At 54.8% G+C, this 23,513-nt stretch carries 24 protein-coding genes; 6 read left to right on the top strand and 18 right to left on the bottom strand.

What is annotated here, in order from left to right; translation table 11 throughout:
- The first annotated feature begins 141 nt into the window (after positions 1–141).
- From M2418_RS01905 to M2418_RS01880, 6 genes are all read left to right on the top strand, one after another.
- Positions 142–1,017: an ABC transporter permease gene (locus M2418_RS01905; protein ID WP_259143403.1), complete on the top strand. Its 876-nt coding sequence runs from the start codon at positions 142–144 to the stop codon at positions 1,015–1,017.
- A complete protein-coding gene (locus M2418_RS01900; RefSeq protein ID WP_259143402.1) occupies positions 1,014–1,886 on the top strand; it encodes an ABC transporter permease in 873 nt (290 codons plus the stop codon). The genes M2418_RS01905 and M2418_RS01900 overlap by 4 nt, the downstream gene beginning before the upstream one ends.
- Positions 1,887–1,906: 20 nt before the next feature.
- On the top strand, positions 1,907–2,899 hold the full coding sequence (locus M2418_RS01895; RefSeq protein ID WP_259143401.1) for an ABC transporter substrate-binding protein: 993 nt from the start codon (positions 1,907–1,909) through the stop codon (positions 2,897–2,899).
- Between the two features lie 426 nt (positions 2,900–3,325).
- A complete protein-coding gene (locus M2418_RS01890) occupies positions 3,326–4,513 on the top strand; it encodes an efflux RND transporter periplasmic adaptor subunit (RefSeq protein ID WP_259143400.1) in 1,188 nt (395 codons plus the stop codon).
- Between the two features lie 12 nt (positions 4,514–4,525).
- Complete coding sequence (locus M2418_RS01885) at positions 4,526–7,852, top strand: efflux RND transporter permease subunit (RefSeq protein ID WP_259143398.1); 3,327 nt, start codon at positions 4,526–4,528, stop codon at positions 7,850–7,852.
- 286 nt (positions 7,853–8,138) lie between these two features.
- Complete coding sequence (locus tag M2418_RS01880) at positions 8,139–8,831, top strand: Crp/Fnr family transcriptional regulator (protein WP_250982092.1); 693 nt, start codon at positions 8,139–8,141, stop codon at positions 8,829–8,831.
- Between the two features lie 207 nt (positions 8,832–9,038).
- Here the strand turns inward: M2418_RS01880 and ureG are convergent, their stop codons facing one another.
- The 18 genes from ureG to urtB all read right to left on the bottom strand — a co-directional run bounded on the left by ureG (position 9,039) and on the right by urtB (position 23,476).
- Complete coding sequence (gene ureG / locus M2418_RS01875) at positions 9,039–9,650, bottom strand: urease accessory protein UreG (RefSeq protein WP_259143394.1); 612 nt, start codon at positions 9,648–9,650, stop codon at positions 9,039–9,041.
- Between the two features lie 148 nt (positions 9,651–9,798).
- Entirely contained in the window at positions 9,799–10,470 is a 672-nt protein-coding gene (locus M2418_RS01870) for an urease accessory protein UreF (protein WP_259143391.1), read from the bottom strand.
- A gap of 3 nt (positions 10,471–10,473) precedes the next feature.
- Entirely contained in the window at positions 10,474–10,983 is a 510-nt protein-coding gene (gene ureE, locus M2418_RS01865) for an urease accessory protein UreE (RefSeq protein ID WP_259143389.1), read from the bottom strand.
- A 68-nt stretch (positions 10,984–11,051) separates the two neighbouring features.
- Entirely contained in the window at positions 11,052–11,924 is an 873-nt protein-coding gene (locus tag M2418_RS01860) for a GGDEF domain-containing protein (protein WP_250982096.1), read from the bottom strand.
- Between the two features lie 363 nt (positions 11,925–12,287).
- Entirely contained in the window at positions 12,288–12,824 is a 537-nt protein-coding gene (locus M2418_RS01855) for a peroxiredoxin (protein WP_192488248.1), read from the bottom strand.
- A 151-nt stretch (positions 12,825–12,975) separates the two neighbouring features.
- Positions 12,976–14,688: an urease subunit alpha gene (gene ureC / locus M2418_RS01850; protein ID WP_259143386.1), complete on the bottom strand. Its 1,713-nt coding sequence runs from the start codon at positions 14,686–14,688 to the stop codon at positions 12,976–12,978.
- 31 nt (positions 14,689–14,719) lie between these two features.
- Positions 14,720–15,337, bottom strand: a complete 618-nt coding sequence (locus M2418_RS01845; RefSeq protein ID WP_259143376.1) for a Urease operon accessory protein — start codon at positions 15,335–15,337, stop codon at positions 14,720–14,722.
- Between the two features lie 5 nt (positions 15,338–15,342).
- A complete protein-coding gene (locus M2418_RS01840) occupies positions 15,343–15,753 on the bottom strand; it encodes a lysozyme inhibitor LprI family protein (protein ID WP_259143375.1) in 411 nt (136 codons plus the stop codon).
- A gap of 8 nt (positions 15,754–15,761) precedes the next feature.
- On the bottom strand, positions 15,762–16,118 hold the full coding sequence (locus M2418_RS01835) for a GFA family protein (protein WP_250982100.1): 357 nt from the start codon (positions 16,116–16,118) through the stop codon (positions 15,762–15,764).
- A gap of 1 nt (position 16,119) precedes the next feature.
- Complete coding sequence (locus M2418_RS01830) at positions 16,120–16,425, bottom strand: urease subunit beta (protein ID WP_192488243.1); 306 nt, start codon at positions 16,423–16,425, stop codon at positions 16,120–16,122.
- Between the two features lie 23 nt (positions 16,426–16,448).
- Positions 16,449–16,706: a DUF1272 domain-containing protein gene (locus M2418_RS01825; RefSeq protein ID WP_250982101.1), complete on the bottom strand. Its 258-nt coding sequence runs from the start codon at positions 16,704–16,706 to the stop codon at positions 16,449–16,451.
- 20 nt (positions 16,707–16,726) lie between these two features.
- The gene (locus tag M2418_RS01820) at positions 16,727–17,029 is read right to left on the bottom strand and encodes an urease subunit gamma (protein WP_192488241.1); all 303 of its coding nucleotides are present in this window, start codon (positions 17,027–17,029) and stop codon (positions 16,727–16,729) included.
- 19 nt (positions 17,030–17,048) lie between these two features.
- The gene (locus tag M2418_RS01815; protein ID WP_310503170.1) at positions 17,049–17,888 is read right to left on the bottom strand and encodes an urease accessory protein UreD; all 840 of its coding nucleotides are present in this window, start codon (positions 17,886–17,888) and stop codon (positions 17,049–17,051) included.
- Positions 17,807–18,991, bottom strand: a complete 1,185-nt coding sequence (locus M2418_RS01810; protein ID WP_405049360.1) for an alpha/beta hydrolase family esterase — start codon at positions 18,989–18,991, stop codon at positions 17,807–17,809. The genes M2418_RS01815 and M2418_RS01810 overlap by 82 nt, the downstream gene beginning before the upstream one ends.
- A 241-nt stretch (positions 18,992–19,232) precedes the next feature.
- Positions 19,233–19,928: an urea ABC transporter ATP-binding subunit UrtE gene (urtE, locus tag M2418_RS01805; RefSeq protein WP_192488239.1), complete on the bottom strand. Its 696-nt coding sequence runs from the start codon at positions 19,926–19,928 to the stop codon at positions 19,233–19,235.
- 1 nt (position 19,929) lies between these two features.
- Complete coding sequence (gene urtD, locus M2418_RS01800) at positions 19,930–20,691, bottom strand: urea ABC transporter ATP-binding protein UrtD (protein ID WP_405049359.1); 762 nt, start codon at positions 20,689–20,691, stop codon at positions 19,930–19,932.
- A gap of 5 nt (positions 20,692–20,696) precedes the next feature.
- Positions 20,697–21,875 carry an urea ABC transporter permease subunit UrtC gene (gene urtC / locus M2418_RS01795; protein WP_259143367.1) on the bottom strand — a complete coding sequence of 393 codons (1,179 nt, stop codon included), beginning with the start codon at positions 21,873–21,875 and terminating at the stop codon, positions 20,697–20,699.
- Positions 21,872–23,476: an urea ABC transporter permease subunit UrtB gene (urtB, locus tag M2418_RS01790; RefSeq protein ID WP_259143366.1), complete on the bottom strand. Its 1,605-nt coding sequence runs from the start codon at positions 23,474–23,476 to the stop codon at positions 21,872–21,874. The genes urtC and urtB overlap by 4 nt, the downstream gene beginning before the upstream one ends.
- Positions 23,477–23,513: the final 37 nt, after the last annotated feature.

The raw sequence follows: 23,513 nt of genomic DNA, 5'->3' as shown, positions 1-23,513 counted from the left end.
GTTTCTCGCCAGCCCTCCCGCCTCCAAGGAATTCTCATCACACCCCTCTTCCCCACATTTATCCTCACCTCGCAACACGTCGAGGGCTGAGGCAGAAGTAGAGATCAAGACAGGGATGATGCCACAAACAGGGGGCCGGTCATGACCCTCTTCCGTGATCGCATCCTGCCCGTCCTTACCGTTGTTCTCGCCATCCTTGTCATCTGGCACCTGTTTGTCGTCTATCTGAACGCGCCATTCGTGCGTGATCAGGCGGCACGCGCCGGTCAGGACATCGGCTTCTGGCAAGTGCTGCCACAAACCTTTGCGCAGGAGCGGCCGGTACTGCCCGCCCCGCATCAGATCATCGCCGAACTTTGGGACACCACCGTCAACAAGGCGATCACCTCAAAACGCAGCCTCGTCTATCACGCCGGCATTACACTCTCTGCCACGCTGCTCGGCTTTGGTATCGGCACCGTGCTTGGTGTTATTCTGGCCATCGCCATCGTGCATAACCGCGCGCTGGATCGCTCACTGATGCCGTGGGTCATTGCCAGCCAGACCATTCCGATCCTCGCAATCGCCCCGATGGTCATCGTGGTCCTCAACTCCATCAACATCTCGGGCCTGTTGCCCAAGGCACTGATCTCCACCTATCTCAGCTTTTTCCCGATTGTTGTTGGCATGGTCAAAGGACTGCGCAGTCCCGAAGCCATTCAGCTTGACCTGATGCGCACCTACAACGCCACACCGCAGGAAACCTTCTGGAAACTGCGCTGGCCATCAGCCATGCCCTACCTGTTCACCTCATTGAAAATTGCGGTCGCCATTTCTCTGGTCGGCGCCATCGTCGGTGAACTGCCAACCGGTGCTGTGGCCGGTCTCGGTGCACGGCTTCTTTCTGGCTCCTACTACGGGCAGACCGTGCAGATCTGGGCGGCCCTGTTCATGGCAGCTGCCGTGGCTGCCATCCTCGTATCGCTTGTTGGTATTGCCCATCGACGTGTGCTGAAACGCATGGGAGCAAGACCATGACCCAACCCTTATGGATTATCAGCGCAGTCGCATTCTGGATCGCCGCTTGGTCTCTGAATGAATGGCTTGTCCGCCAGAAATTCCAATCTGACGCGTTGAACCGGACAGCCCGTCTTGCCGTGCCTATCCTGTTCGGTGTCACCTTGTTGGTTCTGTGGGAAGGGCTGGTGCGCGGTTTTGCCGTGCCATCGATCCTGCTGCCTGCACCGAGTGCCATTGGTGCGCGGCTCTTTAGCTCACTTCCCATTCTCTGGGCGGACTTCCGCCAGACATTCCTGAAATCGGTTCTTACCGGGTACATCGCAGGCTGCTGTCTTGGTTTCATCGTCGCCATTCTGATCGACCGCTCTCCTTTCTTGCAAAAGGGCCTGCTGCCAATCGGCAATTTCATTTCCGCCCTGCCCGTCATCGGCGTAGCGCCGATCATGGTCATGTGGTTCGGTTTCGATTGGCCGTCCAAGGTCGCGGTGGTGATCATCATGACCTTCTTCCCGATGCTGGTGAATACCGTGCAGGGGCTGGAAGCGTCGAGCCACATGGAGCGGGACCTGATGCACACCTATGCGGCCAGTTGGTGGAAGACGCTGCTGAAGCTGCGCCTGCCTGCCGCCTGGCCGTTCATCTTCAACGCCCTGAAAATCAACTCCACGCTGGCACTGATCGGCGCCATCGTCGCGGAGTTCTTCGGCACGCCCATCGTGGGCATGGGTTTCCGCATCTCTGCCGAAATGGGGCGAAGCAATGTCGATATGGTCTGGGCCGAAATCGCCGTCGCGGCGCTGGCGGGTTCAGGCTTTTACGGATTGGTGGCGCTCGCAGAGCGGGCCGTCACCTTCTGGCATCCGTCCGTCCGTGGTGGACGAACGTAAATAAGAAAAAGGGAACAGCAATGAAAATGAAACTTGCATCCATTCTTCTGGCGGGCGCGTCGCTGACGACTGCGTTCAGCGCTCAAGCTGCCGAAAAGGTGACACTGCAACTCAAATGGGTCACACAGGCACAGTTTGCCGGATATTACGTTGCCAAGGACAAGGGTTTTTACGAGGCTGAAGGGCTTGATGTCGACATCAAGCCGGGTGGCCCTGACATTGCACCCGCACAGGTTCTGGCCGGTGGCGGTGCGGATGTCATCGTGGACTGGATGCCATCGGCGCTCGCAACACGCGAAAAAGGCGTGCCGCTGGTCAATATTGCCCAGCCATTCAAAAAATCTGGCATGATGCTGACATGCCTGAAAGAAACCGGCATCACCAAACCTGATGATTTCAAGGGCAAGACACTGGGCGTCTGGTTCTTTGGCAACGAATACCCGTTCCTGTCCTGGATGGCGCACCTGAACATCCCGACCGAAGGTGGTGCAGAAGGTGTCACGGTTCTCAAGCAGGGCTTCAACGTCGATCCACTGTTGCAGAAGCAGGCCGCTTGCATTTCCACCATGACCTACAATGAATATCTGCAGGTTCTGGAAGCTGGCGTGAAAGCCGACGATCTCGTTACCTTCAAATATGAAGATGAAGGCGTCGCAACTCTGGAAGACGGTCTCTACGTTCTGGAAGACAAGCTGAAGGATGCGACGTTTAAGGACAACATGGTCAAGTTCGTCCGTGCGTCATTGAAGGGCTGGAAATACGCCGAGGACAATCCCGATGAAGCCGCTGATATCGTTCTTGAAAACGACGCCTCCGGCGCACAGACCGAAGCACACCAGAAGGGCATGATGACGGAAGTGGCAAAGCTGACGGCAGGCGCCACCGGTGCGCTTGATGCAGCGGATTACGAACGTACCGTCAAAACACTTCTTGGTGGCGGCTCCGATCCGGTCATTACCAAGGAACCAAGCGGTGCCTACACCACTGAAATCACCGATGCTGCCCTGAAATAGTTGCGGGCCGCTCGACTGGCGACAGAACCTGAACACTCATTCTCAAGTGTTTTGGTGCTGGGACACATTAACTGACGAAAATGAGGTGCGTGGTTTTGGCTACGCACCTCATTTTATTTAAACCAGCGATTTCGATGAAAATTACAACCACTGGAGATATTCAGAAATGTATAGCAACTAAAGTTGTTGCGTATATTGATTTGTACCAGCTGACTAATTACATTGCGCTGCAGATAAAAAATTTCTGTTTGCGGTTTCGATGGCTGGCATTGGTGCGGGGGATACAGTTTCGCCTTAATGCTCTGGACAATATAGCCTGCGCCAAATGACAAGAGTTTTCGTCTCTGGTTTCACAAGTCGTAGTCAATGCCTTCTGACGTGGAGCACGCATAAGAGCATGTGAACGACCTTTCGCGGATATGACACATGCAGCGCAAAACCATCGGCAAGCCATTTGTTGTGGCACTTCTTTCCAGCGTATTTCTGCCCTTTGCAGCAATGGCCGCGGAACAGTCTCCCGCTGAGGCACAAGCAAACCTGCCTTCAATCGTCGTGACAGAAACGGTCAAACGCGATTTGGTGGACCGGATTATCGCCACGGGCACCATTCAGCCGGTTGATGAAATCTACGTGCAGCCTTTGGTCGACGGTCTGTCCATTGACAAGCTGAATGTCGATATCGGTGACAAAGTGGAAGCCAACGAAGTTCTGGCTGTGCTGTCTACCGACGCGCTTCTCCTGCAAAAGAGCCAGCTTGAAGCCAACAAGGCGAAGGCTGAAGCTGCCCTTGCACAATTCAAGGCGCAGGTTATCGAAGCGCAGGCCAATTCCGACGATGCCTCCCGTCAAAGCGACCGCGCCGCAAGGCTCGGCAAAAGCGGCTCAGGTTCCGTCTCGCAGGTTGAACAGACCCAGGCACAGGCCGAAGTTGCGCTAGCACGGCTGCAAGCCGCCAGACAGGCGGTCACGGTCGGCGAAGCCGATGTAAAGGTCGTTGATACCCAGATTGATGACATTGATCTGAAACTTGCCCGCACCGGCGTCAAATCTCCGGTGGCCGGTATCATCGCGGCAAAGAACGCCAAGATTGGTGCCATTGCCAGTGGTTCTGGAACACCGCTTTTTACAGTTATCAAGGACGGCGCTATTGAACTGGTCGCCGAACTCTCGGAAACCAGCATTCAGAAAATCAAAATCGGTCAGTCCGCATTTTTGACCATTGCCGGAGCCAGCAAACGTGTCGAAGGCAAGGTGCGTCTTGTGTCGCCAATCGTTGATCCGGTGACCCGTCTTGGCTCTATCCATATTACAATTCCGGCAGATGAGGCACGCTCGGGCATGTACGCCAACGCCGAAATCATTGTCGCCCGGGAAAATGCTCTGGCGCTTCCTCTTTCCGCTGTTACCACCAATCGTGACGGATCGACCGCACGCAAGGTGGAGGATAATATTGTCCGGCAGGTGAAGATCGAAACCGGCATACAGGACAACGGTTTCGTTGAAGTGTTGAGCGGCCTTTCCGCAGGCGACAAGGTTGTCGAAAAGGCCGGTGCATTTGTGCGTGATGGTGACCATATCAGCCCTGTCGCGGCTTCTGCCGCCGTCTCTAATTAACGGAGCGATCCCATGAACTTCTCAGCATGGTCGATCAAGAATCCGATTGCTCCGATACTCGGCTTTGTGCTGCTGCTTGTTGTCGGCATACAGTCGTTTTATACGTTGCCGATTACCCGCTTCCCGAACATTGACGTTCCAGTGGTGGCCATCACGGTCAACCAGAGTGGCTCCTCGCCATCTGAATTGGAAATGCAGGTCACCAAGGAAATCGAAGATGCGGTCGCATCGATCAGTGGCATCGACGAAATCCAGTCTACGGTCACCGACGGCCAGTCGCAGACGACGGTTATCTTCCGCATCGAAAAGCCGACCGAAGAAGCCGTTCAGGACACCAAGGACGCCATCGACAAGATCCGTAGCGATCTTCCATCTGACATTGAAGAACCAATTGTTACCAAGGTGGATGTCGAAGGCCAGGCCATTCAGACATTTGCGGTTTCTTCGCCAAACATGACGCTGGAAGAACTGTCATGGTTTGTGGATGACACCGTCAAGCGAGCGCTGCAGGGCCAGCCCGGCATCGGCAAGATCGACCGTTATGGCGGTGCAGACCGTGAAATCCGTGTTTCGCTCAATCCTGCCAAGCTGGACGCCTATGGTATTACCGCAACCGAGGTAAACAGCCAGCTTCGTGGCACCAACATAGACCTCGGTTCCGGTCGTGGACAGGTCGCGGGCAACGAGCAGACCATTCGTACACTGGGTGATGCACGCAATGTCGCACAGCTTGCCGACACCACCATTTCCCTGCCAAGCGGCCGTTTCGTAAAGCTGTCGGAACTCGGCACCATCACCGACACCTACGAGGAGCCAAAGTCCTTCTCGCGGTTCAATGGCACACCGGCTGTAACCTTTGCCGTTTTCCGTTCGAAAGGCGCCAGTGAAGTCTCCGTTGCCGAAACCGTTGCTAAAAGCCTTGATGAAGTGCGTGCCGCACATAAGGACGTTACCATCGAAATGGTCGATGATGCCGTCTACTTCACTTATGGCAACTACGAGTCTGCCCTTCACACGCTGATTGAAGGTGCAGTTCTTGCCATCATCGTGGTGTTGCTGTTCCTCCGCAACTGGCGTGCAACACTGATTGCCGCCGTCGCGCTGCCGCTTTCTGCGATCCCGACATTCTGGATCATGGATGTCATGGGCTTTTCGCTGAACCTCGTCAGCTTCCTCGCCTTAACGCTCGCCACCGGTATTCTGGTGGATGACGCGATCGTGGAAATCGAAAACATCGCCCGCCATATCAAGATGGGCAAAACGCCGTATCGTGCAGCACTGGAAGCTGCCGATGAAATCGGTCTTGCGGTGATTGCCACCAGCTTCACCATCATCGCGGTCTTCGTGCCGGTGTCCTTCATGCCGGGCGTACCCGGCCAGTACTTCATCCAGTTCGGCTTGACCGTTGCCTTCTCGGTGTTCTTCTCGCTGATGGTAGCGCGTCTCATCACACCGTTGATGGCCGCCTATCTGATGCGTGCTGAAGACGCCATGGATGACCATCACGATAATGACGGCAAGCTGATGAAGGCATATACCCGCCTCGTCACTGCCACCACACGCAAATGGTGGGCCCGTTATCTGACCCTGGTCGGTGCAGTGGCGTTTCTTGCCGGCTCGCTATTTCTTCTCAGCGGCGTGCCGGGCAGCTTCATGCCTCCGGAAGATTCCTCACGCGTCGTGCTGTCCATCGAACTGCCGCCTAATGCGACTCTCGATGAAACCGACGCCACCACCACGAAAATCTATGACGCATTACGCGACATTAATGGGGTGGAAAGCGTTTTCGTTCTCGGTGGTGCCTCGCCAAAGGGTGATCTGGAACTGCGCCGTGCCACCGTGCGCGTGATTTTGCAGAACATCGACCACTCACTTGTCAAAATGCTGGTCAACAAAGGTCTAGGCTCCATTCCGCTCATTGGACAGTACTTGCCAAAGGTCGAGGAAACAGGGCGCACCAGACCGCAATGGGATGTTGAACGCGATATTTTCGCTCGCGTAAAAAGCATTCCCGATGTTCGCATCATTAAGCTGAATGACCGTGCAGAACGCGAACTGACCTTCAACTTCCTGTCGTCAAATGAAGCCGATCTGAACGAAGCAACCGGCATCCTGGAATCTCGCCTGCGTGCCTCGTCCATTCTGGCAAATGTCAGCTCGGAAGGCGCCCTGCCCCGGCCGGAACTGCAAATTCGTCCACGCAAGGATGAGATTGCCCGCCTCGGCATAACGCCCCAGCAGATCGCCCAAACTGTTCGCGTTGCCACTATCGGTGATATCGACGCCTTGTTGACCAAGATTTCGTTGGATGATCGCCAGATCCCGATCCGGGTTCAGGCCTCGCTCGATGTTCGCCGCGACCTCGCACAAATCCGTGCCATCAAGATCAAGACGGCAGCCGGTGCATCCGTACCGCTCTACAGCGTTGCCGACATTGATTATTCAGAAGGTCCAAGCTCCATCAAGCGCAACAACCGTAACCGCGTGGTCGCCATTGGTTCGGACGTTCCATTCGGCACCGCACTTGATACGTCGACGGCCGAATTCAAGCGCATCGTTTCTGAAACCCAGCTGCCACCATCAGTGCATCTGGCCGAAAGTGGTGACGCCAAAATTCAGGCCGAGATGCAGCAGAGCTTCGGCAACGCCATGTTGCTTGGCCTGATGCTGGTTCTGGTGGTACTCATCCTGCTGTTCAAGGACGTCATCCAGCCATTCACCATCCTGTTCTCTCTGCCGCTGGCAATCGGTGGCGTGGCGGTGGCGTTGATCATCACCCAGAATGCGCTGTCCATGCCTGTTCTGATCGGCATCCTGATGCTGATGGGTATCGTCACCAAGAACGCCATCCTGCTGGTTGATTTCGCCATTGAAATGCGACGCCACGGCATGGAGCGTGTTCACGCCATGGTGGAGGCTGGTCGCAAACGTGCCCGTCCAATCATCATGACATCGATTGCCATGTCAGCCGGCATGCTTCCTTCGGCGCTCGGCGTTGGTGAAGGCGGCTCATTCCGCGCGCCAATGGCGATCGCGGTGATCGGCGGCATCATCGTCTCGACAGTCCTGTCCCTGGTGGTTGTTCCTGCCTTCTTCCTGATCATGGATGACCTCTCCACGCTTCTGGGACGGATTTTCGGTCGCTTTGTCGGCAAGAAAGAAGAAGACCCGGACGTTCTTTCGAAGGAAGAACTATCCCAGATGGCGCTCGATAACTCCCGCGCCCTGGCAGAGGTTGAAAAACGGATGGATGCCATGGAGCGTACCGGCTCAGGCTCAACGCGAGACAATACCAAGAACGACAATGTCCTGAGATTGCCGCCTCTCGCAGCAGAATAAAGTCTTGCCCAATGACACGACAAACGCCGGATGCATAATCCGGCGTTTTTGTTTGCGCAGGCACATAAATGCCAAGCAACATTTACAGGGAACTTCACAGTTCGTTGATCGAAATCAAATAGCGGATTTTCCGCCGTGTTATTCTTTCCGAAATTGGCAAGTTTAATGTTGGCAAGACTTGGCAGACAGTGAGAACACCAGTGGCATGGTGTGCAGGGCCGGAAGCAGTGAACCGGACTGCTGCGTTCATGGTATCGTCTGTCAGGTCAGGGTTTGATCGGGAGCCATGACAAACGTGAACAAAACTGTGAAACTGAGCAATAAGGACAGGAACATCCTTGTCCGCGCTCCCTTCATAGGAGCGGGGGATGATGCGTCGGCGCTGAAACTTCTGGAAGCGGCGGCCATCGTAACATTCGATCCACGCCATATCCTTTTTCGCGAAAATGACCCGGCCGAGCACCTTTACTGTGTGCTGAACGGCTTTGTGCGTATCTATCGTCTGAACAAGGACGGCCGCGAAGCGGATATCCGTGTCTGCGGACCGGGTGACACTTTCAACGAGTGTCTGATTTTCGGTAGCGACCGCTACCGTTACAACGCCCAGACCGCCGAAAGCACAACGCTGGCGCGTTTCGAGCTGCCGCGTATCCGCAACATGATCGAGCAGGAGCCCGGTGTTGCGAAGGCTGTTATGCAGTGCCTGTCGAACAGCCTTCTCAATGCCATGGACTGTGTGGCCAATGACCGTTTGCAGACAGCACCACAGCGTGTCGCAAACTATCTGATCACCAGCGGCCCTCACGGCGCGACATCTTATTCCCTGCGCCTGCCATTTCAGAAAAGCCTTCTGGCAGGCAAGCTGGGCCTCGCGCCAGAAGCGCTGTCCCGCGCTTTTTCCACCCTGCGGGACGCAGGTGTGACGGTTCGTGGTCGCGTCGTTCAGGTGAATGATATCGGCGCGCTGCGCCAGATTTAGCAACGCATCTCTTAACGCTGAGATGGCATTGGGAAAGAAGACAACAGGACAAATCCAAAGCCGTTGCATGACCATTATCCGCAACGTGCTTTGCCCCTTTCCTGCGGGGAGCGGGGGAGTGAAAAGACGGGATGCCTTCGTGGGGCGTGCCGTCTTTTCTGTTTCATGGCACCCAAGGGTTACGGAGCAGGAAACAAGGCAACAGCCTTAAAGACCGCCCTGCACTTTCAGGAAACTGACGATACCATCGACGCCATCGCCGCGTTTCATATCTGTGAAAAGGAACGGCATCTGTTTGCGCATGCGCGTCGCGTCCTTGTCCATCACATCAAGATCAGCCCCGACATAGGGCGCCAAGTCTTTTTTGTTGATCACCAGCAGATCCGAGCGGGTAATGCCCGGACCGCCCTTACGCGGGATTTCTTCACCCTGGCAAACGGAAATCACATAGATGGTGATGTCAGCGAGATCAGGGGAAAAGGTCGCAGCCAGATTGTCGCCACCCGATTCGATAAACACCACATCGAGATCCGGGAACCGTTCATTGAGACCGGCGATGGCCTGCAGATTGATGGTGGCATCTTCACGAATGGCGGTGTGCGGACACCCACCTGTCTCGACACCGACGATGCGCTCAGATGGCAAAGCCTGCATACGCACCAGCGCCTCGGCATCTTCCTTGGTGTAGATATCATTGGTCACGACAGCGACCGAGTAATCCGCGCTCATCGCCTTGCACAGCTTTTCCGTCAGAGCGGTTTTTCCCGAGCCTACCGGCCCGCCAATGCCAACCCGCAAAGGGCCATTTCCCGAATTCATCAGCTGTTCCTTTATATGTTCTGATCGCACGACTTTATGGAGCTTGGTCGTCTGGTTCAATATGCTGCGCTGCACCGTCAGAAAAATTGACCCGACTTTTGCGGGGGAGATCATGCGCCGAATGTCAGCGTTCGAAATGCCGCGATAATCAGGACCGAAACAGCCGTGAATGCTGGATTTCATGCCGCATGAACGCGATATCCGCCAGAATGGTCGAGCTTCCCAGATCATCCAGTGTCGAGCCCTTTGCCTTGACCGAGATGTCAGTCAGAAGCTGCTCGTTGTTTGCGAGAATAGCAACACCGTCCGTCTGACCTGCGAGCCCCAAGCGTATCGCTGCTGACACTATTTGGGAGACACCGGCATGCAGATAGGCGGCAATAACACTGACCGGATCAACCCCATGGGCTCCCGCAACAGCACCAACGGCAACCGGATATGCTGTTTGCGTTGGCAGCAGTTCAAATACCTGATGTGGCCAGGCTTTGGCAGCGACAACAAACGCGTCGCCCAGTTGAACCGTCTCGCGGTAACGTTCCGCAGATCCGGCCAGGGCACGGGCCAGTTCACACAATTCATGCAGCGCCTGATCGTCTTCATGGCAACGGCTGGCCGCCGCCAGTAATACCGCATCGTTCCACAGCGCACCACGTTCAAGTGATAGTTTCACCCAAACGGAAAGCTCGTGCGGATTGCTAAGCAAACCATCATGCACCGCCCCTTCTAGGCCAGCAGAGTAGGAAAACGCACCGACGGGAAATGCCGGAGACATCCACGCCATCAGCCGCAGCAGCCCGGCAACATCGCTCTGTGCGCTCATCGATCAGTCGTGATTATGGTGTTGATGACCGTGATCATGCCCATGATCATGTTTGTGATCGTGGCCGTGTGAGTGGCTGCCATGCGAATGATAGGCGCCCCGCGCTGGCTGGAACGGTTCTTCAACGTCGCGAACCGTTGCGCCAAGGCCTTCAAGCATCGAGCGAATGACATGATCACGCAGGATCAGAATGCGGCCCTCTTCGATCTGCGCCGAAAGATGCCTGTTGCCCAGGTGCCAGGCCAGTTCGATCAGATGGAGCGTATCGCGTCCGGTGATTTCAAACAGTTTCTCATTGGCAGCACGCACTTCAATCAGGTCGCCATTTTCCACCACCAGAAGATCCCCGTGCGCAAACAATACCGGCTCCTTCAGGTCCAGCATCACCATCTCATCATTCTGTAAATGAAGCAGCTTGCGGCGCAGATGGCGCTGGTCATGGGCAAGCACCACAAAGTCGGATGTTTCATCGGCAGGCGTGCCAGCTGGCAGGTATGAAGTGACGCGTAACATGGCTTTTCCGGTTCCATCAAAAAGTCTCGAATGAAATAACTGCCGGATCACCTGCCTGATTGCAAGGTTCAACTTGCCCTTGCCTGCCCCTGTTTGACATCACGAACGGCAGAACCTTTCAACAGCGTTATGCCGCTGCGATATTCCTGCTGTACACCATGCATCTCATTCTCGTGCAGGGCGCGATTGCGGCCACTGGCCTTCGCAAGATAAAGCGCACGGTCCGCAGAAATGAAAATATCGTCCTTGCGCCGACCGGGCACGATCTCCGCCACGCCAACCGACACCGTGGTGCTAACCACATCCGTTTCAAAATTGAGTGTCAGCGCTTCAATTTTCCGACGCGCCAACTCCACAAGTGCCATCCTGTCACCCTGCTGTCCGCCCTTGATGATGACGGAAAACTCCTCCCCGCCCAACCGTGCGACCGGATGCAGGGAACTGAAAGAATCAGCCAGCGTGTTTGCAACGGTGCGAATGACGATGTCGCCAGCGGAATGGCCGTGACAATCATTGATCGCCTTGAAGCGGTCGAGATCGAAGATGGCAAGCGAGGCATTATCCTGCACACTCTCAAAGGCCTCGTTGAACGCCCGACGGTTCAACAGGCCTGAAAGTGCATCGGTGCGGCTCAACCGCTCGAATTCATCGCGAGAATGATAAAGTTTGCGGATAAGGCGCCATGCACAAAAGGAAATGAACAGCGCAACACTACCACCAACCAGCCAGGACATGGCAATGCCATAGGCAATGGCCAGCGAGAATGTCACCGGCAAAAAGTCGAAAACACTCGCCATCAGCAAGACTGAAATACTGACGAAAATCGAGAGAATAATTGCAAGAAAAACCGTCTTACCAGCGAATGCGGGAATAGTTCTCGCATTCTCAAGTTCGGCGGAATCAATATCGATTGAAAAGAGTTTTTTCAGACGAGCAAACATCGAAGCACCTCATTTAACCTCCTAACGGATAAGGCCCAGATGTTTGTTCGAAGTTAATACAATGTCTAAAATTTTAGTATTTCCAAGTATAAAACTGAAGACACACAGAACATAGCAAAAATCTAAAAACAACTTGACACACCAAGAAGAAAACACTTTTCGGCCTTAAAAATAAGGACAAGGCGAATCAAATACGACTTGCGACGGTCCACGTCCGGCAAACGATAAAGTGTTCTAATGCCTTGCTGCATAGGGATAGTTGCTACGGATAACCATTAACACTTTAAAGTCATACATCGTTTGCAAAAAAGGCCCGGAATTGCTTCCGGGCCTTTGCATTCAAATCCAAATTTGACGTGGGTCTCAGGCGACCTTGCGAGCCTGCAGATGCTCAAGAATGCTCTGTGGAGAAGACAGGCCGTATGGATCGCTTTCGCAATTGTCGGAATAGCCTTCTTCTTCGAACCACTGCTCGACAACACCGTCATTAACGACGGCAGCATAACGCCATGAGCGCATGCCGAAACCGAGATTATCCTTGGCAACCAGCATGCCCATCTTGCGGGTGAATTCACCCGAACCATCAGGGATAACCTTGACGTTTTCGAGGTTCTGGCTCTTTGCCCACGCGTTCATGACGAACGCGTCATTGACCGACAGGCAATAGATTTCATCGACGCCCAGCGCGCGGAATTCTGGTGTCAGCTTTTCAAAATCTGGCAGCTGGTAGGTCGAGCATGTTGGTGTGAAAGCACCTGGCAGGGAAAAAAGAACAACCTTCTTGCCTGCAAAGTAATCGTCGGATGTTACGTCCTGCCAACGGAATGGGTTTGGACCGCCAACAGCTTCGTCGCGAATGCGCGTGCGGAATGTAACTGCGGGAACTTTTTTACCTAGCATGATTTTCTCCTGTCGATGGCGCGACAAAGCTTGGGAACAATGCCCGCCTTTAATTCGTGTTTCGAGATAGCGTAAAACGGCGTTCAATGCAGCAGGAAATATCCCTCTGCACAGCAGCCATGCACAATTACGCGGTTTCTGAGGCGCTTTCTTAAAACAGGAAGTAACGTTGCGCCATAGGCAGAACGGTTGCCGGTTCGCAGGTCAACAATTCCCCATCGGCACGCACTTCGTATGTTTCAGGGTCGACCTCGATATGCGGTGTCAGATCATTGAGGATCATCGATTTCTTCGAGATGCCGCCACGGGTGTTTTTGACCGCAACAAGGTTCTTTGCAACACCCAGACGCTGCGCCAACCCTGCATCGAGAGACGCCTGCGACACAAAGGTCACCGAAGAATTGGTACGTGCCTTGCCGTAAGCCCCGAACATCGGACGGTAGTGAACCGGTTGCGGTGTCGGAATAGAAGCGTTTGGATCCCCCATCGGCGCTGCAACAATCATTCCGCCCATCACCACCATATCCGGTTTGATGCCAAAGAAAGCAGGGTTCCAGATCACCAGATCCGCACGCTTGCCAACCGCGATCGAGCCGATTTCATGGCTGACGCCATGTGCGATGGCAGGATTGATGGTGTATTTGGCAACGTAACGACGCACACGGAAATTGTCGTTATTACCCTTTTCTTCCGGCAAACGGCCACGCTGACGTTTCATCTTGTCTGCCGTCTGCCAGGTTCGGATCGCCACTTCACCCACGCGCCCCATCGCCTGACTATCGGACGAAATGATCGAAAACGCACCGATATCGTGCAGGATGTCTTCTGCAGCGATTGTCTCCTTGCGAATGCGGCTTTCCGCAAAGGCAATATCCTCGGGGATGGATGGCGACAGATGGTGGCAGACCATCAGCATATCCAGATGCTCGGCCAGGGTATTGACAGTATAGGGCCGCGTCGGATTGGTGGACGACGGAATAACGTTCATCTGACCGCAAATCTTGATGATGTCAGGCGCGTGACCACCGCCGGCACCTTCGGTGTGAAATGCATGGATGGTGCGGCCCTTGATCGATCCGACCGTGTCTTCGACAAAGCCACTTTCGTTTAGCGTATCCGTATGGATCATCACCTGAACGTCATATTCATCCGCCACCGAAAGGCAGCAATCAATAGCGCCGGGTGTTGTTCCCCAGTCTTCGTGCAGCTTGAGCGATGTGGCGCCGCCAAGCACCATTTCTTCGAGTGCGCCGGGCAGCGAGGCATTACCCTTGCCGGCAAAGGCAAGGTTCATCGGGAAGGCATCTGCGGCCTCGATCATGCGGGCAATGTGCCATGGCCCCGGCGTGCAGGTCGTCGCCAGCGTGCCATGGGCCGGGCCTGTGCCGCCACCCAACATGCAGGTTATGCCACTCATTAGCGCTTCTTCGATCTGCTGCGGGCAAATGAAGTGAATATGGCTGTCCATACCGCCAGCGGTAACAATCTTGCCCTCACCGGCAATCGCTTCGGTGCCCGGTCCAACAATGATGTTAACGCCCGGCTGCGTGTCCGGGTTACCGGCTTTGCCGATGGCAACAATACGCCCGTCTTTGAGGCCGATATCGGCCTTGATGATACCCGAGTGGTCAACAATGACAGCATTGGTGATAACCGTATCAACCGCACCATTGGCGCGCGTCACCTGGCTTTGCCCCATACCGTCACGAATAACCTTGCCGCCACCAAACTTGACCTCTTCACCATAGGTGGTGTGGTCTTTTTCGATTTCGATAAACAGTTCGGTATCCGCCAGACGCACCTTGTCGCCCACCGTTGGGCCAAACATGCTGGCATAGGCTGCACGGGAAATTTTATAAGCCATTAGATCATGCTCCCTGAAAAGCGGAGAAAAGCTATTCTATTGAAATTCTTACAAGTTTACCTTCGCTTGCGAAGGTATCGACCAATTGTTTTTCAGCCTGAAACGGATGCCCTGCCCACCCCTGATGGCCAAAGCCGGTAATAAAAACCTGGGCCTGATCTTTAGCCGCCATGTCCAGCACCTGGAAAATGGCAATCAAACCACTGCTCGGGCAAATATAGGGTTCTGGCGAATATGCGGCCAAAAATCCGTCCGCACGCTCATGGATGTCACGCGAAATGATCTGGTGCTGTTTGCCGTTGTCTGAAGCGATCACAGCAAAGGCATCACTATAGTCGTCACAGAAATCATCCAGCTCCGGATTGGAAACCTTCAAACCGGAACGCATGTCCAGAAATTTAGCGGGATCGCGTACCGACCAGATGGTTGACGCCGCCTGGACCGGCTGTAGTGAGCGCCATTGCGGCTCTTCACTCATCGACTTTCCCGGCCGCCCGGTATTACACACGGCAACGATATCAGTTTTGACGCCACCACGACCGAACGAACGGCAATCGTTGAAACGGATCACCAGATCCGCAACATCAATCAGTGCATTTGCACCGTCAGGTATGTCGCCATTGCCGACAACCACGATTTTTTGCCCCATCGCGGTTAAAATCCTTCCGAGAGGGAACGTAATTCTTCCGTCCGCTTACGGCTCATATCGGCAAGACATGACGACACCAGCAACGGTTCCATGGAGCCGCCGCGCGCCTGAAAGCCAACCGCTTCGCAATTGGCATCACGGTATGCAATCCATGCTCGCTGCGCTGCCAACAATGCCTTGACCGCACCTGCACCATCTTCACCCGCAGAACTGTCTCGCTCCGCCAGAACCTTACGCACGCTCTGATATTGCGTGTTTAGTTCCGCGTCCGCTGTCTCGTAATCTCGCGACGCGCAGATGTTCATCTCTGCCTGCGTCATCGGCGAATCACAGTCGATGTCAGGTTCACTCTGCGCTAACGCCGCTGTTGCGGAAGCAGCACTGATGATAAGTGCTGCTATTCCGTTATAAATCATCCGTCCTGTCATCGTGACGCGCCGTCATAGGCTTTGGGCGACAGCGCCCTAGCATCCACGCCGTCGAGGCAATTGGCGTTGACGGCGACCATCGGCGTACCATCAGGTGCATCGGCATAAGCAAAGCTTTCAATGCCGCAGGTTGCGCAGAACAGGTGATTGATCTTGTGCTTGTTGAACAGATATTCGCTGAGGCTCTTTTCGCCCGAGACCAGTTTAAAATGATCCTTTGGCACAAATGTCAGTACCGATCCCAGCCGTTTACAGCGGGAGCAGTTACACACCACCGTCTGATCGAGATCGGCATCTGCCTCAAAACTGACTGCGCCGCACTGGCAACTTCCGTGATAATGTTGCGTTGCCATATCAAAGCCTCCCCATGACCTGCTGACGAAAACCATAGACCTCACGTTTGCCGGAAAGCGGCACCAGCGTCACTTCACGGGTCTGCCCCGGCTCAAAGCGCACGGCCGTTCCTGCCGGAATATCAAGGCGCATGCCAAAGGCGCGGTCTCGCTCGAAGGCAAGTCCGGCATTGGTTTCTGCGAAGTGATAGTGGCTGCCAACCTGTACCGGACGATCACCGGTGTTGGAAACCTTGAGAGTAATCGTCTCCAGACCCGCATTGAGTTCGATGGAGCCTTCGGCTGATATAATTTCCCCTGGGATCATTTGATCCTCCTTATATTTTCGGCCTATGCACTTGTTAGAGAACTACAGCCTTCCGCCTTCAGTACGCGAACCGTGGAGGGCGGATTGTTCACCAGCTTTCCAGCCGGTCTTACCGGCCTGCGCACGAGTTCGCCGCCGCAATTCGGGCATTTTCCTCCAAGAGTGCCCTCAGCGCAATCGCTGCAATAGGTGCATTCGAAAGAGCAGATCACAGCCTCAAGGCTTGCCGGAGGCAAGTCCTTGTCGCAGCACTCACAATTGGGTCTCAGTTCCAGCGTCATGGTGTTCCCCTTGATAAGCGTCAGCGGATTGGTTCGTGAACCGTCACCAGCTTTGTGCCATCGGGAAAGGTCGCTTCCACCTGAACGTCATGGATCATTTCGGCAATGCCTTCCATGACTTGGGCACGGGTAATGACATGCGCGCCAGCTTCCATGAGCTCGGCAACAGCGCGACCGTCGCGCGCGCCTTCCACGACAAAATCCGTGATGAGCGCGATTGCTTCAGGATAGTTCAGCTTCACACCGCGCTCCAGACGACGGCGTGCAACCATGGCCGCCATGGAAATAAGCAGCTTGTCTTTCTCTCTCGGGCTAAGGTTCATTATCGTCCCACTCTTGTTCTTATAGATTCCAGACTTTCGGCACTGGCGCGCCATTACGCAAGTGCGAAATGACCGGCACCAGTATTTTTCTCAACGCAAATCCGTCTTCCGCGGCAACACGCACCACAAGCTTGCCTTGCCACTCGCTTGCCCCACCATGATCGCCCAACGCTTCGCGCACTTTCGGCAACATCGCCTCGGCCAGAGGCCCGATATACAAGAGAGTTGCAAAGGCCACCTGCCCGTTCAGTACGGATGCAGATCCTGCCAGTTCTTCTATCTCGCCATCCAGCAACAGTTCTTCGGCATGGATGAGTTTGCCGCCATGGCGAATGCGCCAACGGTCGCGAAACATCCCGCCACGCATCATTTCACCCATGGCCTTGCGGCCTAGCAAAACGGCTTCGACGGCCAGAAATTCTGCGGAGGGATCAATATCTGCCTCCAACCTGCGGCTCAGGGAGGCATTGTCGAAAAGAATGGTTTCCTGTGGCAGCCAATGCAACACAGAACCAGCTTCAGCCGTAACCTTTGCAGCGACGGCAGCAGTACCAAACGACGCTTTGTAGATTTTTTCGCAGGCTTGCGTGGTGACAGTCAGTCGGGAGCCAGCACCTGCAACGGCGCTCCACTCAAGTTCATCGCCACCGGTCAACCCACCGGAGGAATTGATCAGAATGGCTTCCATCTCATTGGAAAACGTATCAGGAAGGCGGATCTTTGCGCAGCCTTCCTGATACAATGTTTCTAGCCGGGTCTTGCCCTGCGGCGCCTTGGTTACAAGGCGTCCTCTACCACGCGCTCTTTGCTGACGGCTTTGATGGCGGGTATGCTCCCCGAGTTGCTGGTCTGAATGCACGTCGTCTCCGAAGTTTTCGCCGAAGCCGAAGCTGGCACTGCCTGCAAGACGCAATCGCTTTTCTTGACCGCAGCATCAACCACCAGTTGGCCTTCTGTGTTCTGGAAGAAATCCCACATCGTGTCAGCCGCATCAACCTGTCGCGACACCTCAGCCACAGCTTTGCGCTTGCCGTCGGCAGAGGCTTGAATAACCTCGGCTTTTACCGGGCTGCGCGGCCATGCATGGTCCCAACCGTCAATCACGTAAGAATAGACACGTGAACCGGATTTGCAGACATCATAGGTATTGAATGTCACACGACCGGCAGTACGGCTTTTGACGGCGCCCTTGCAGCCGTCCAATTCCGCCCAACGCTTCAGCGCGGTTTCACCGCTATAACGCCAGTAGGCTTTACCACCACCTTGATAAGGGTTGGCAGGATCCTTGGTACCGGCAAAGGCAATAATGGAGATAGGACGTGCTGGTGTACAGGTCGCGCCGTCAGGCATCCATGAACCATCTTTTTCAACCGGATAACCGGCACGAAGCGACGCGACAAAACCGGCTGCCGCAAAGTCCTCGTTACCGTTGCACAGATATTGCGACAGCATGCGGCCACCACCGGAATAACCGGAGGCATAGATGCGCTGTTCATCGACACACAGTGTCTCCGAAACGGTCTTGATCGCCGCGCGGATGTAGCTGACCTCATCTAACCCGCCTTCGCGGGTGGTGACACCCGGTACATTCCAGGCATTCGTTCCGGTCATCTCGCCGGATAGACTGCCCTGCAGCGCAACTGTGATAAAGCCGTCGCGTTCCGCGACCCGGTCCCAGCCACTGCGGTTCATCTGGCCAATGGCATTGCTGTTGCTGCCATGGAAATCAAACACCACAGGCAATTTTTTCTGTCCGTCATACGATGATGGAACAAAATAAACGGCAGAGCGTTGATCACTACCGGACACCACGGAAAACTGGTGACGGCCCGGCTCGACAGGTTGACCGCACATCGATGCAGATGCGGCGGCACTCATGGCTGTGAGCGCGAAAAAGCTTGCGGTGATGGTTCGAAGGGGCAAAACAAACCGGACGATCCGGCCAGCATTATCAAGTTTCATCGGCACGCCTTTATTGGCACAAGTTCCCAACCATACGGCAGAGACACGTGGAATGTAAGGGATCGACGGGAGCCGCATGCTTTAAGGCTCTTCATGTGTCCTGCATGCGTCTATGTTGCGCCAGATACCACAACTCGTTATTCGATGAAATGCTAAAACAATGCATAAATGCCATGCAACAACGCATAGGACTTCACTTTATTATAGCGGCTTTACATGTCCGTGAACGAAAACAGGTTGATTACACTGTCAAATGGCGACGCGCCTCCTGGCTATCCAGCGTTTCAGCCGCCCCTTGATGAACGATCTCACCGCGATCCATGATGTAGACATAGTCTGCAAGCTCACGGCAGAAATCCAGATATTGCTCCACCAGCAGAATAGCCATTCCGGTGGAATCTCGCAGATATTTGATCGCCCGCCCGATATCCTTGATGATTGATGGCTGAATGCCCTCAGTCGGCTCATCCAGCACCAGAATTTTCGGCCGCGTTACCAATGCACGGCCAATTGCCAACTGCTGCTGCTGCCCACCGGACAAATCACCGCCACGGCGCGACAGCATGGATTGCAGCACCGGAAACAAGCTGAAAATATCATCCGGAATAAAACGATCCTTGCGTGGCAGCGGCGCATAACCGCTTTCCAGATTTTCCTGCACACTCAACAACGGAAAGATTTCACGTCCCTGCGGCACATAACCAACCCCACGCTTGGCACGCTGATAAGGGGCGAGGCCGTTGAGGCTTTCACCACCAAAGCTTATGGTGCCGGCACTTAAAGGATGCTGACCGGTAACGGCCCGCAACAGCGAGCTTTTACCAACACCATTACGTCCGAGAACACAGGTAATCTTGCCCATCTCCGCATTCAGCGAAATGCCACGCAAGGCCTGCGCTGCGCCATAGTGAAGATTGATGTTGTTAACGCTCAGCATGTCATCGCCCCAGATAATTCTCGATCACCTTCGGATCGCTAGACACAAAATCGATGGATCCCTCCGCCAGCACCGAACCTTCGGCAAGGCAGGTCACCTTCACACCCAGTTCACGGATAAAGCCCATGTCATGTTCCACCACCACCACGGAACGTGTCTTGGCGATTTCCTTTAACAGCACAGCCGTTTCGGCGGTTTCGGCATCCGTCATGCCAGCCACCGGTTCGTCGACCAGAAGAAGTTTCGGTTCCTGCGCCAGCAACATGCCGATCTCCAGCCACTGCTTCTGGCCGTGCGAAAGGTTGGCTGCCAGATCATTTCGACGATGACTAAGACGCACAGTGCCAAGAATTTCCTCGATGCGGGCCTTGTCTTCTTCGGTCAGCCGGTAAAAAAGCGTGGCGAACACCCCGCGCTTGCGGTTCAGCGCCAGTTCCAGATTGTCCCAAACCGTGTGGCTTTCAAATACGGTCGGTTTCTGGAATTTGCGACCGATGCCAAGCTGGGCAATATCCGCCTCGTCTTTTTTGGTGAGGTCGACGCTATCCTCGAACAGCACCTTGCCGGTGTCAGGTCGCGTCTTGCCAGTGATGATATCCATCATCGTCGTTTTACCGGCACCGTTAGGGCCGATGATGGCACGAAGTTCCCCCGGCTCCACGACGAAGGACAGGGAGTTCAGCGCCTTGAATCCGTCAAACGACACCGACACACCATCAAGATAAAGCAAGCTTTTCGATCTGTTTTCAGCAATCATATTCATGGATATCACTCCGCCGCCTGCTGCGCAGGTGTTGCCGTGTTCACCTCAACCGCAGCTGCCTTTTTGGTGTTTGCCAAGGCATTACGCCTGTCCCGGCGGTTGCCTATGACCTGCTGGATGGTGCCAACAATGCCCTTGGGAAAAAACAGCGTGACGGCAATAAAAAGCCCGCCCAATGCAAACAGCCACAATTCAGGGAAAGCACCGGTGAAATAGCTCTTACCGCCATTGACCAGCACGGCACCGATAATCGGACCAATCAGGGTGCCGCGACCGCCGACCGCCGTCCACACCACCACTTCAATCGAGTTGGCAGGTGAGAACTCACCGGGGTTGATGATACCGACCTGCGGCACGAACAGAGCACCGGAAATGCCTGCCATCATGGCTGAGACAACAAAGGTGAAAAGTTTGATGTTTTCGACCCGGAAGCCGAGGAAACGCACGCGGCTTTCGGCATCGCGCACCCCAACCAGCACCTTGCCGAATTTGGAATTGACGATAGCCGAGGCGATCAAAAGGCTGAGCGCCAACATGATGGCCGTCATGGCAAACAGAACGGCACGTGTGCCATCGGCCTGCACGGAGAAACCGAGAATATCCTTGAAATCCGTCAGGCCATTATTGCCGCCAAAACCCATGTCGTTGCGGAAAAAGGCCAGCAGCAGCGCGTAGGTCATCGCCTGGGTGATGATCGATAGATAAACGCCGTTGACGCGGGAGCGAAAGGCAAACCAGCCGAACACAAAGGCCAGAACACCCGGAACCACCAGCACCATCAGCATGGCAAACCAGAACATATCAAAGCCCTGCCAGAACCACGGCAATTCTTTCCAGTTTAGGAACACCATGAAATCCGGCAGCACCGGATGGCCGTAGACACCCCGCGTGCCGATCTGGCGCATCAGGTACATGCCCATGGCATAACCACCCAGCGCAAAGAACGCAGCATGCCCCAGCGAAAGAATGCCACAATATCCCCATACGAGATCGAGGGCTAAAGCAAGCAGCGCATAGGCCAGATATTTGCCGAGCATCGACATGATATAGGTCGGCACATGCAGCGGGTTATCGGCAGGCAGCAAAAGGTTTGATGCCGGGATGAGCAGGGCAACCGCCAGAAGAATGGCAAGAGCAATGGTGATGTGGCGATCAAGCGCCCGAAGAAGGAAGCCGGTAATCATGCTTCGATGGCCCTTCCCTTGAGTGCGAAGAGACCACGCGGCCGCTTCTGAATGAACAGGATTATGAGCACGAGTACGAGGATTTTGCCGAGAACAGCGCCGACCGTCGGCTCCAGGAACTTGTTGAGCACGCCAAGCGACAGCGCCCCGACAAGCGTTCCCCACAGGTTACCCACACCGCCAAACACCACCACCATGAAACTATCGATGATGTAGCTCTGGCCAAGGTTGGGTGACACGTTGTCGATCTGCGAAAGGGCAACGCCGGCAAGACCGGCCACACCAGAGCCAAGCGCAAAGGTAAAGGCATCAACCCAGGGCGTTCTAATGCCCATTGATGAAGCCATGCGGCGGTTCTGGGTGACTGCTCGCATTTGCAGACCGAAGGATGACCGTTTCAAAAGCAGAAGCAGCGCAAAGAAAACCGTGAGAGAAAAGGCAACGATCCATACGCGATTCCAGGTAAAGTTCAGATAACCGACACTGAACGAACCGGACATCCAGCTCGGATTGCCAACCTCACGGTTGGTCGGCCCAAAAATCGTCCGAACCGCCTGTTGCAGCACAAGCGAAATGCCCCATGTGGCAAGCAGGGTTTCAAGTGGACGGCCATACAGGAAGCGGATGACACTTCGCTCCATGACCAGTCCGACAAAGCCAGTCACCAGAAAAGCCACTGGCAGTGCAATTGCCAGAGACCAGTCAAACAAACCAGGGTAATTGCTGCGGATAACCTCCTGCACCATGAAGGTGGAATAGGCACCAATCATCACCATTTCGCCATGCGCCATGTTGATGATGCCCATCACACCGAAGGTGATGGCAAGGCCAATGGCGGCCAGCAGCAGCACGGAACCAAGCGACAGGCCGTACCAGACATTTTGCACGCCGTCCCAGACAGCAAGCGAGCTTTCAATGTTTGAAATCGCGCTATCGATATCAGCCTTCAGGCTGGTATCGACAGAAGATGAGGCCGCCATCAGAATGCTGATCGCATCGCGCCCGCCAATCTTGCTGATGGTTTCAATTGCCGCTTTTTTCTCGTCCACCGAACGGTCTGACGACAAAAGGGATACAGCCCGCGCCTCTTCCATGCGGCCACGCACTTCTGCGTCCGTTTCCTTGGCAAGAGCAGCATCCAGCAAATCGAGATTTTCGGCACTGGGTGCCTTGAGCACCGCATCTGCCGCGGACAGGCGAACAGATTTTTCCGGGCTCAACAGTGTCAAACCGCCCAAAGCGGAACGGATAACCCGGCGCAGATTGTTATTGACCTTGATCTTCGTCACAGCCGCTTTGGGCACTTCTCCAGCGGCCTCACCCGACAGCGGGTCGATCAACGCAAAACTGGAGCCTGCAGCCGTTGCCATGAAAACCAGATTATCGGCTTTACGCACATAGAGGTCGCCGGATGCAAATGCCTCAAGAGCAGGAACGACACGTGGATCCCCCGTCGCTGCAATCTGCCCGATCAGGACCTCTGCCTGCTTGAAGTCAGCTGTGCCAAGCGCATCGAACAGCGCCTTTGGATCACTTTGCGCCATTGAAGCCGACGCCAAACTGAACAGCAGGCCGGTCACGGCCAATAGACGAAATATCATAGTCCCAAGTCCCCCTTGGAAGCCTGCACATCAGTTG

Source organism: Rhizobium sp. BIGb0125, assembly GCF_024810055.1.
Lineage (GTDB): Bacteria > Pseudomonadota > Alphaproteobacteria > Rhizobiales > Rhizobiaceae > Agrobacterium.
This window is presented reverse-complemented; position numbering and strand designations above follow the sequence as displayed.

Excerpts from the sequence above, each read along its gene's own strand:
- ureG (WP_259143394.1), bottom strand. The coding sequence starts at position 9,650 with ATGAATTCGGGAAATGGCCCTTTGCGGGTTGGCATTGGCGGGCCGGTA.
- M2418_RS01900 (WP_259143402.1), top strand. The coding sequence starts at position 1,014 with ATGACCCAACCCTTATGGATTATCAGCGCAGTCGCATTCTGGATCGCC.
- M2418_RS01905 (WP_259143403.1), top strand. The coding sequence starts at position 142 with ATGACCCTCTTCCGTGATCGCATCCTGCCCGTCCTTACCGTTGTTCTC.
- ureE (WP_259143389.1), bottom strand. The coding sequence starts at position 10,983 with ATGTTACGCGTCACTTCATACCTGCCAGCTGGCACGCCTGCCGATGAA.
- M2418_RS01855 (WP_192488248.1), bottom strand. The coding sequence starts at position 12,824 with ATGCTAGGTAAAAAAGTTCCCGCAGTTACATTCCGCACGCGCATTCGC.
- M2418_RS01845 (WP_259143376.1), bottom strand. The coding sequence starts at position 15,337 with ATGGGGCAAAAAATCGTGGTTGTCGGCAATGGCGACATACCTGACGGT.
- urtE (WP_192488239.1), bottom strand. The coding sequence starts at position 19,928 with ATGCTGAGCGTTAACAACATCAATCTTCACTATGGCGCAGCGCAGGCC.
- M2418_RS01860 (WP_250982096.1), bottom strand. The coding sequence starts at position 11,924 with ATGTTTGCTCGTCTGAAAAAACTCTTTTCAATCGATATTGATTCCGCC.
- M2418_RS01830 (WP_192488243.1), bottom strand. The coding sequence starts at position 16,425 with ATGATCCCAGGGGAAATTATATCAGCCGAAGGCTCCATCGAACTCAAT.
- urtC (WP_259143367.1), bottom strand. The coding sequence starts at position 21,875 with ATGATTACCGGCTTCCTTCTTCGGGCGCTTGATCGCCACATCACCATT.
- M2418_RS01840 (WP_259143375.1), bottom strand. The coding sequence starts at position 15,753 with ATGATTTATAACGGAATAGCAGCACTTATCATCAGTGCTGCTTCCGCA.
- M2418_RS01880 (WP_250982092.1), top strand. The coding sequence starts at position 8,139 with ATGACAAACGTGAACAAAACTGTGAAACTGAGCAATAAGGACAGGAAC.
- M2418_RS01820 (WP_192488241.1), bottom strand. The coding sequence starts at position 17,029 with ATGAACCTTAGCCCGAGAGAGAAAGACAAGCTGCTTATTTCCATGGCG.
- M2418_RS01810 (WP_405049360.1), bottom strand. The coding sequence starts at position 18,991 with ATGAAACTTGATAATGCTGGCCGGATCGTCCGGTTTGTTTTGCCCCTT.
- M2418_RS01885 (WP_259143398.1), top strand. The coding sequence starts at position 4,526 with ATGAACTTCTCAGCATGGTCGATCAAGAATCCGATTGCTCCGATACTC.
- urtB (WP_259143366.1), bottom strand. The coding sequence starts at position 23,476 with ATGATATTTCGTCTATTGGCCGTGACCGGCCTGCTGTTCAGTTTGGCG.
- M2418_RS01825 (WP_250982101.1), bottom strand. The coding sequence starts at position 16,706 with ATGACGCTGGAACTGAGACCCAATTGTGAGTGCTGCGACAAGGACTTG.
- urtD (WP_405049359.1), bottom strand. The coding sequence starts at position 20,691 with ATGAATATGATTGCTGAAAACAGATCGAAAAGCTTGCTTTATCTTGAT.
- ureC (WP_259143386.1), bottom strand. The coding sequence starts at position 14,688 with ATGGCTTATAAAATTTCCCGTGCAGCCTATGCCAGCATGTTTGGCCCA.
- M2418_RS01835 (WP_250982100.1), bottom strand. The coding sequence starts at position 16,118 with ATGGCAACGCAACATTATCACGGAAGTTGCCAGTGCGGCGCAGTCAGT.
- M2418_RS01895 (WP_259143401.1), top strand. The coding sequence starts at position 1,907 with ATGAAAATGAAACTTGCATCCATTCTTCTGGCGGGCGCGTCGCTGACG.
- M2418_RS01870 (WP_259143391.1), bottom strand. The coding sequence starts at position 10,470 with ATGAGCGCACAGAGCGATGTTGCCGGGCTGCTGCGGCTGATGGCGTGG.
- M2418_RS01890 (WP_259143400.1), top strand. The coding sequence starts at position 3,326 with ATGCAGCGCAAAACCATCGGCAAGCCATTTGTTGTGGCACTTCTTTCC.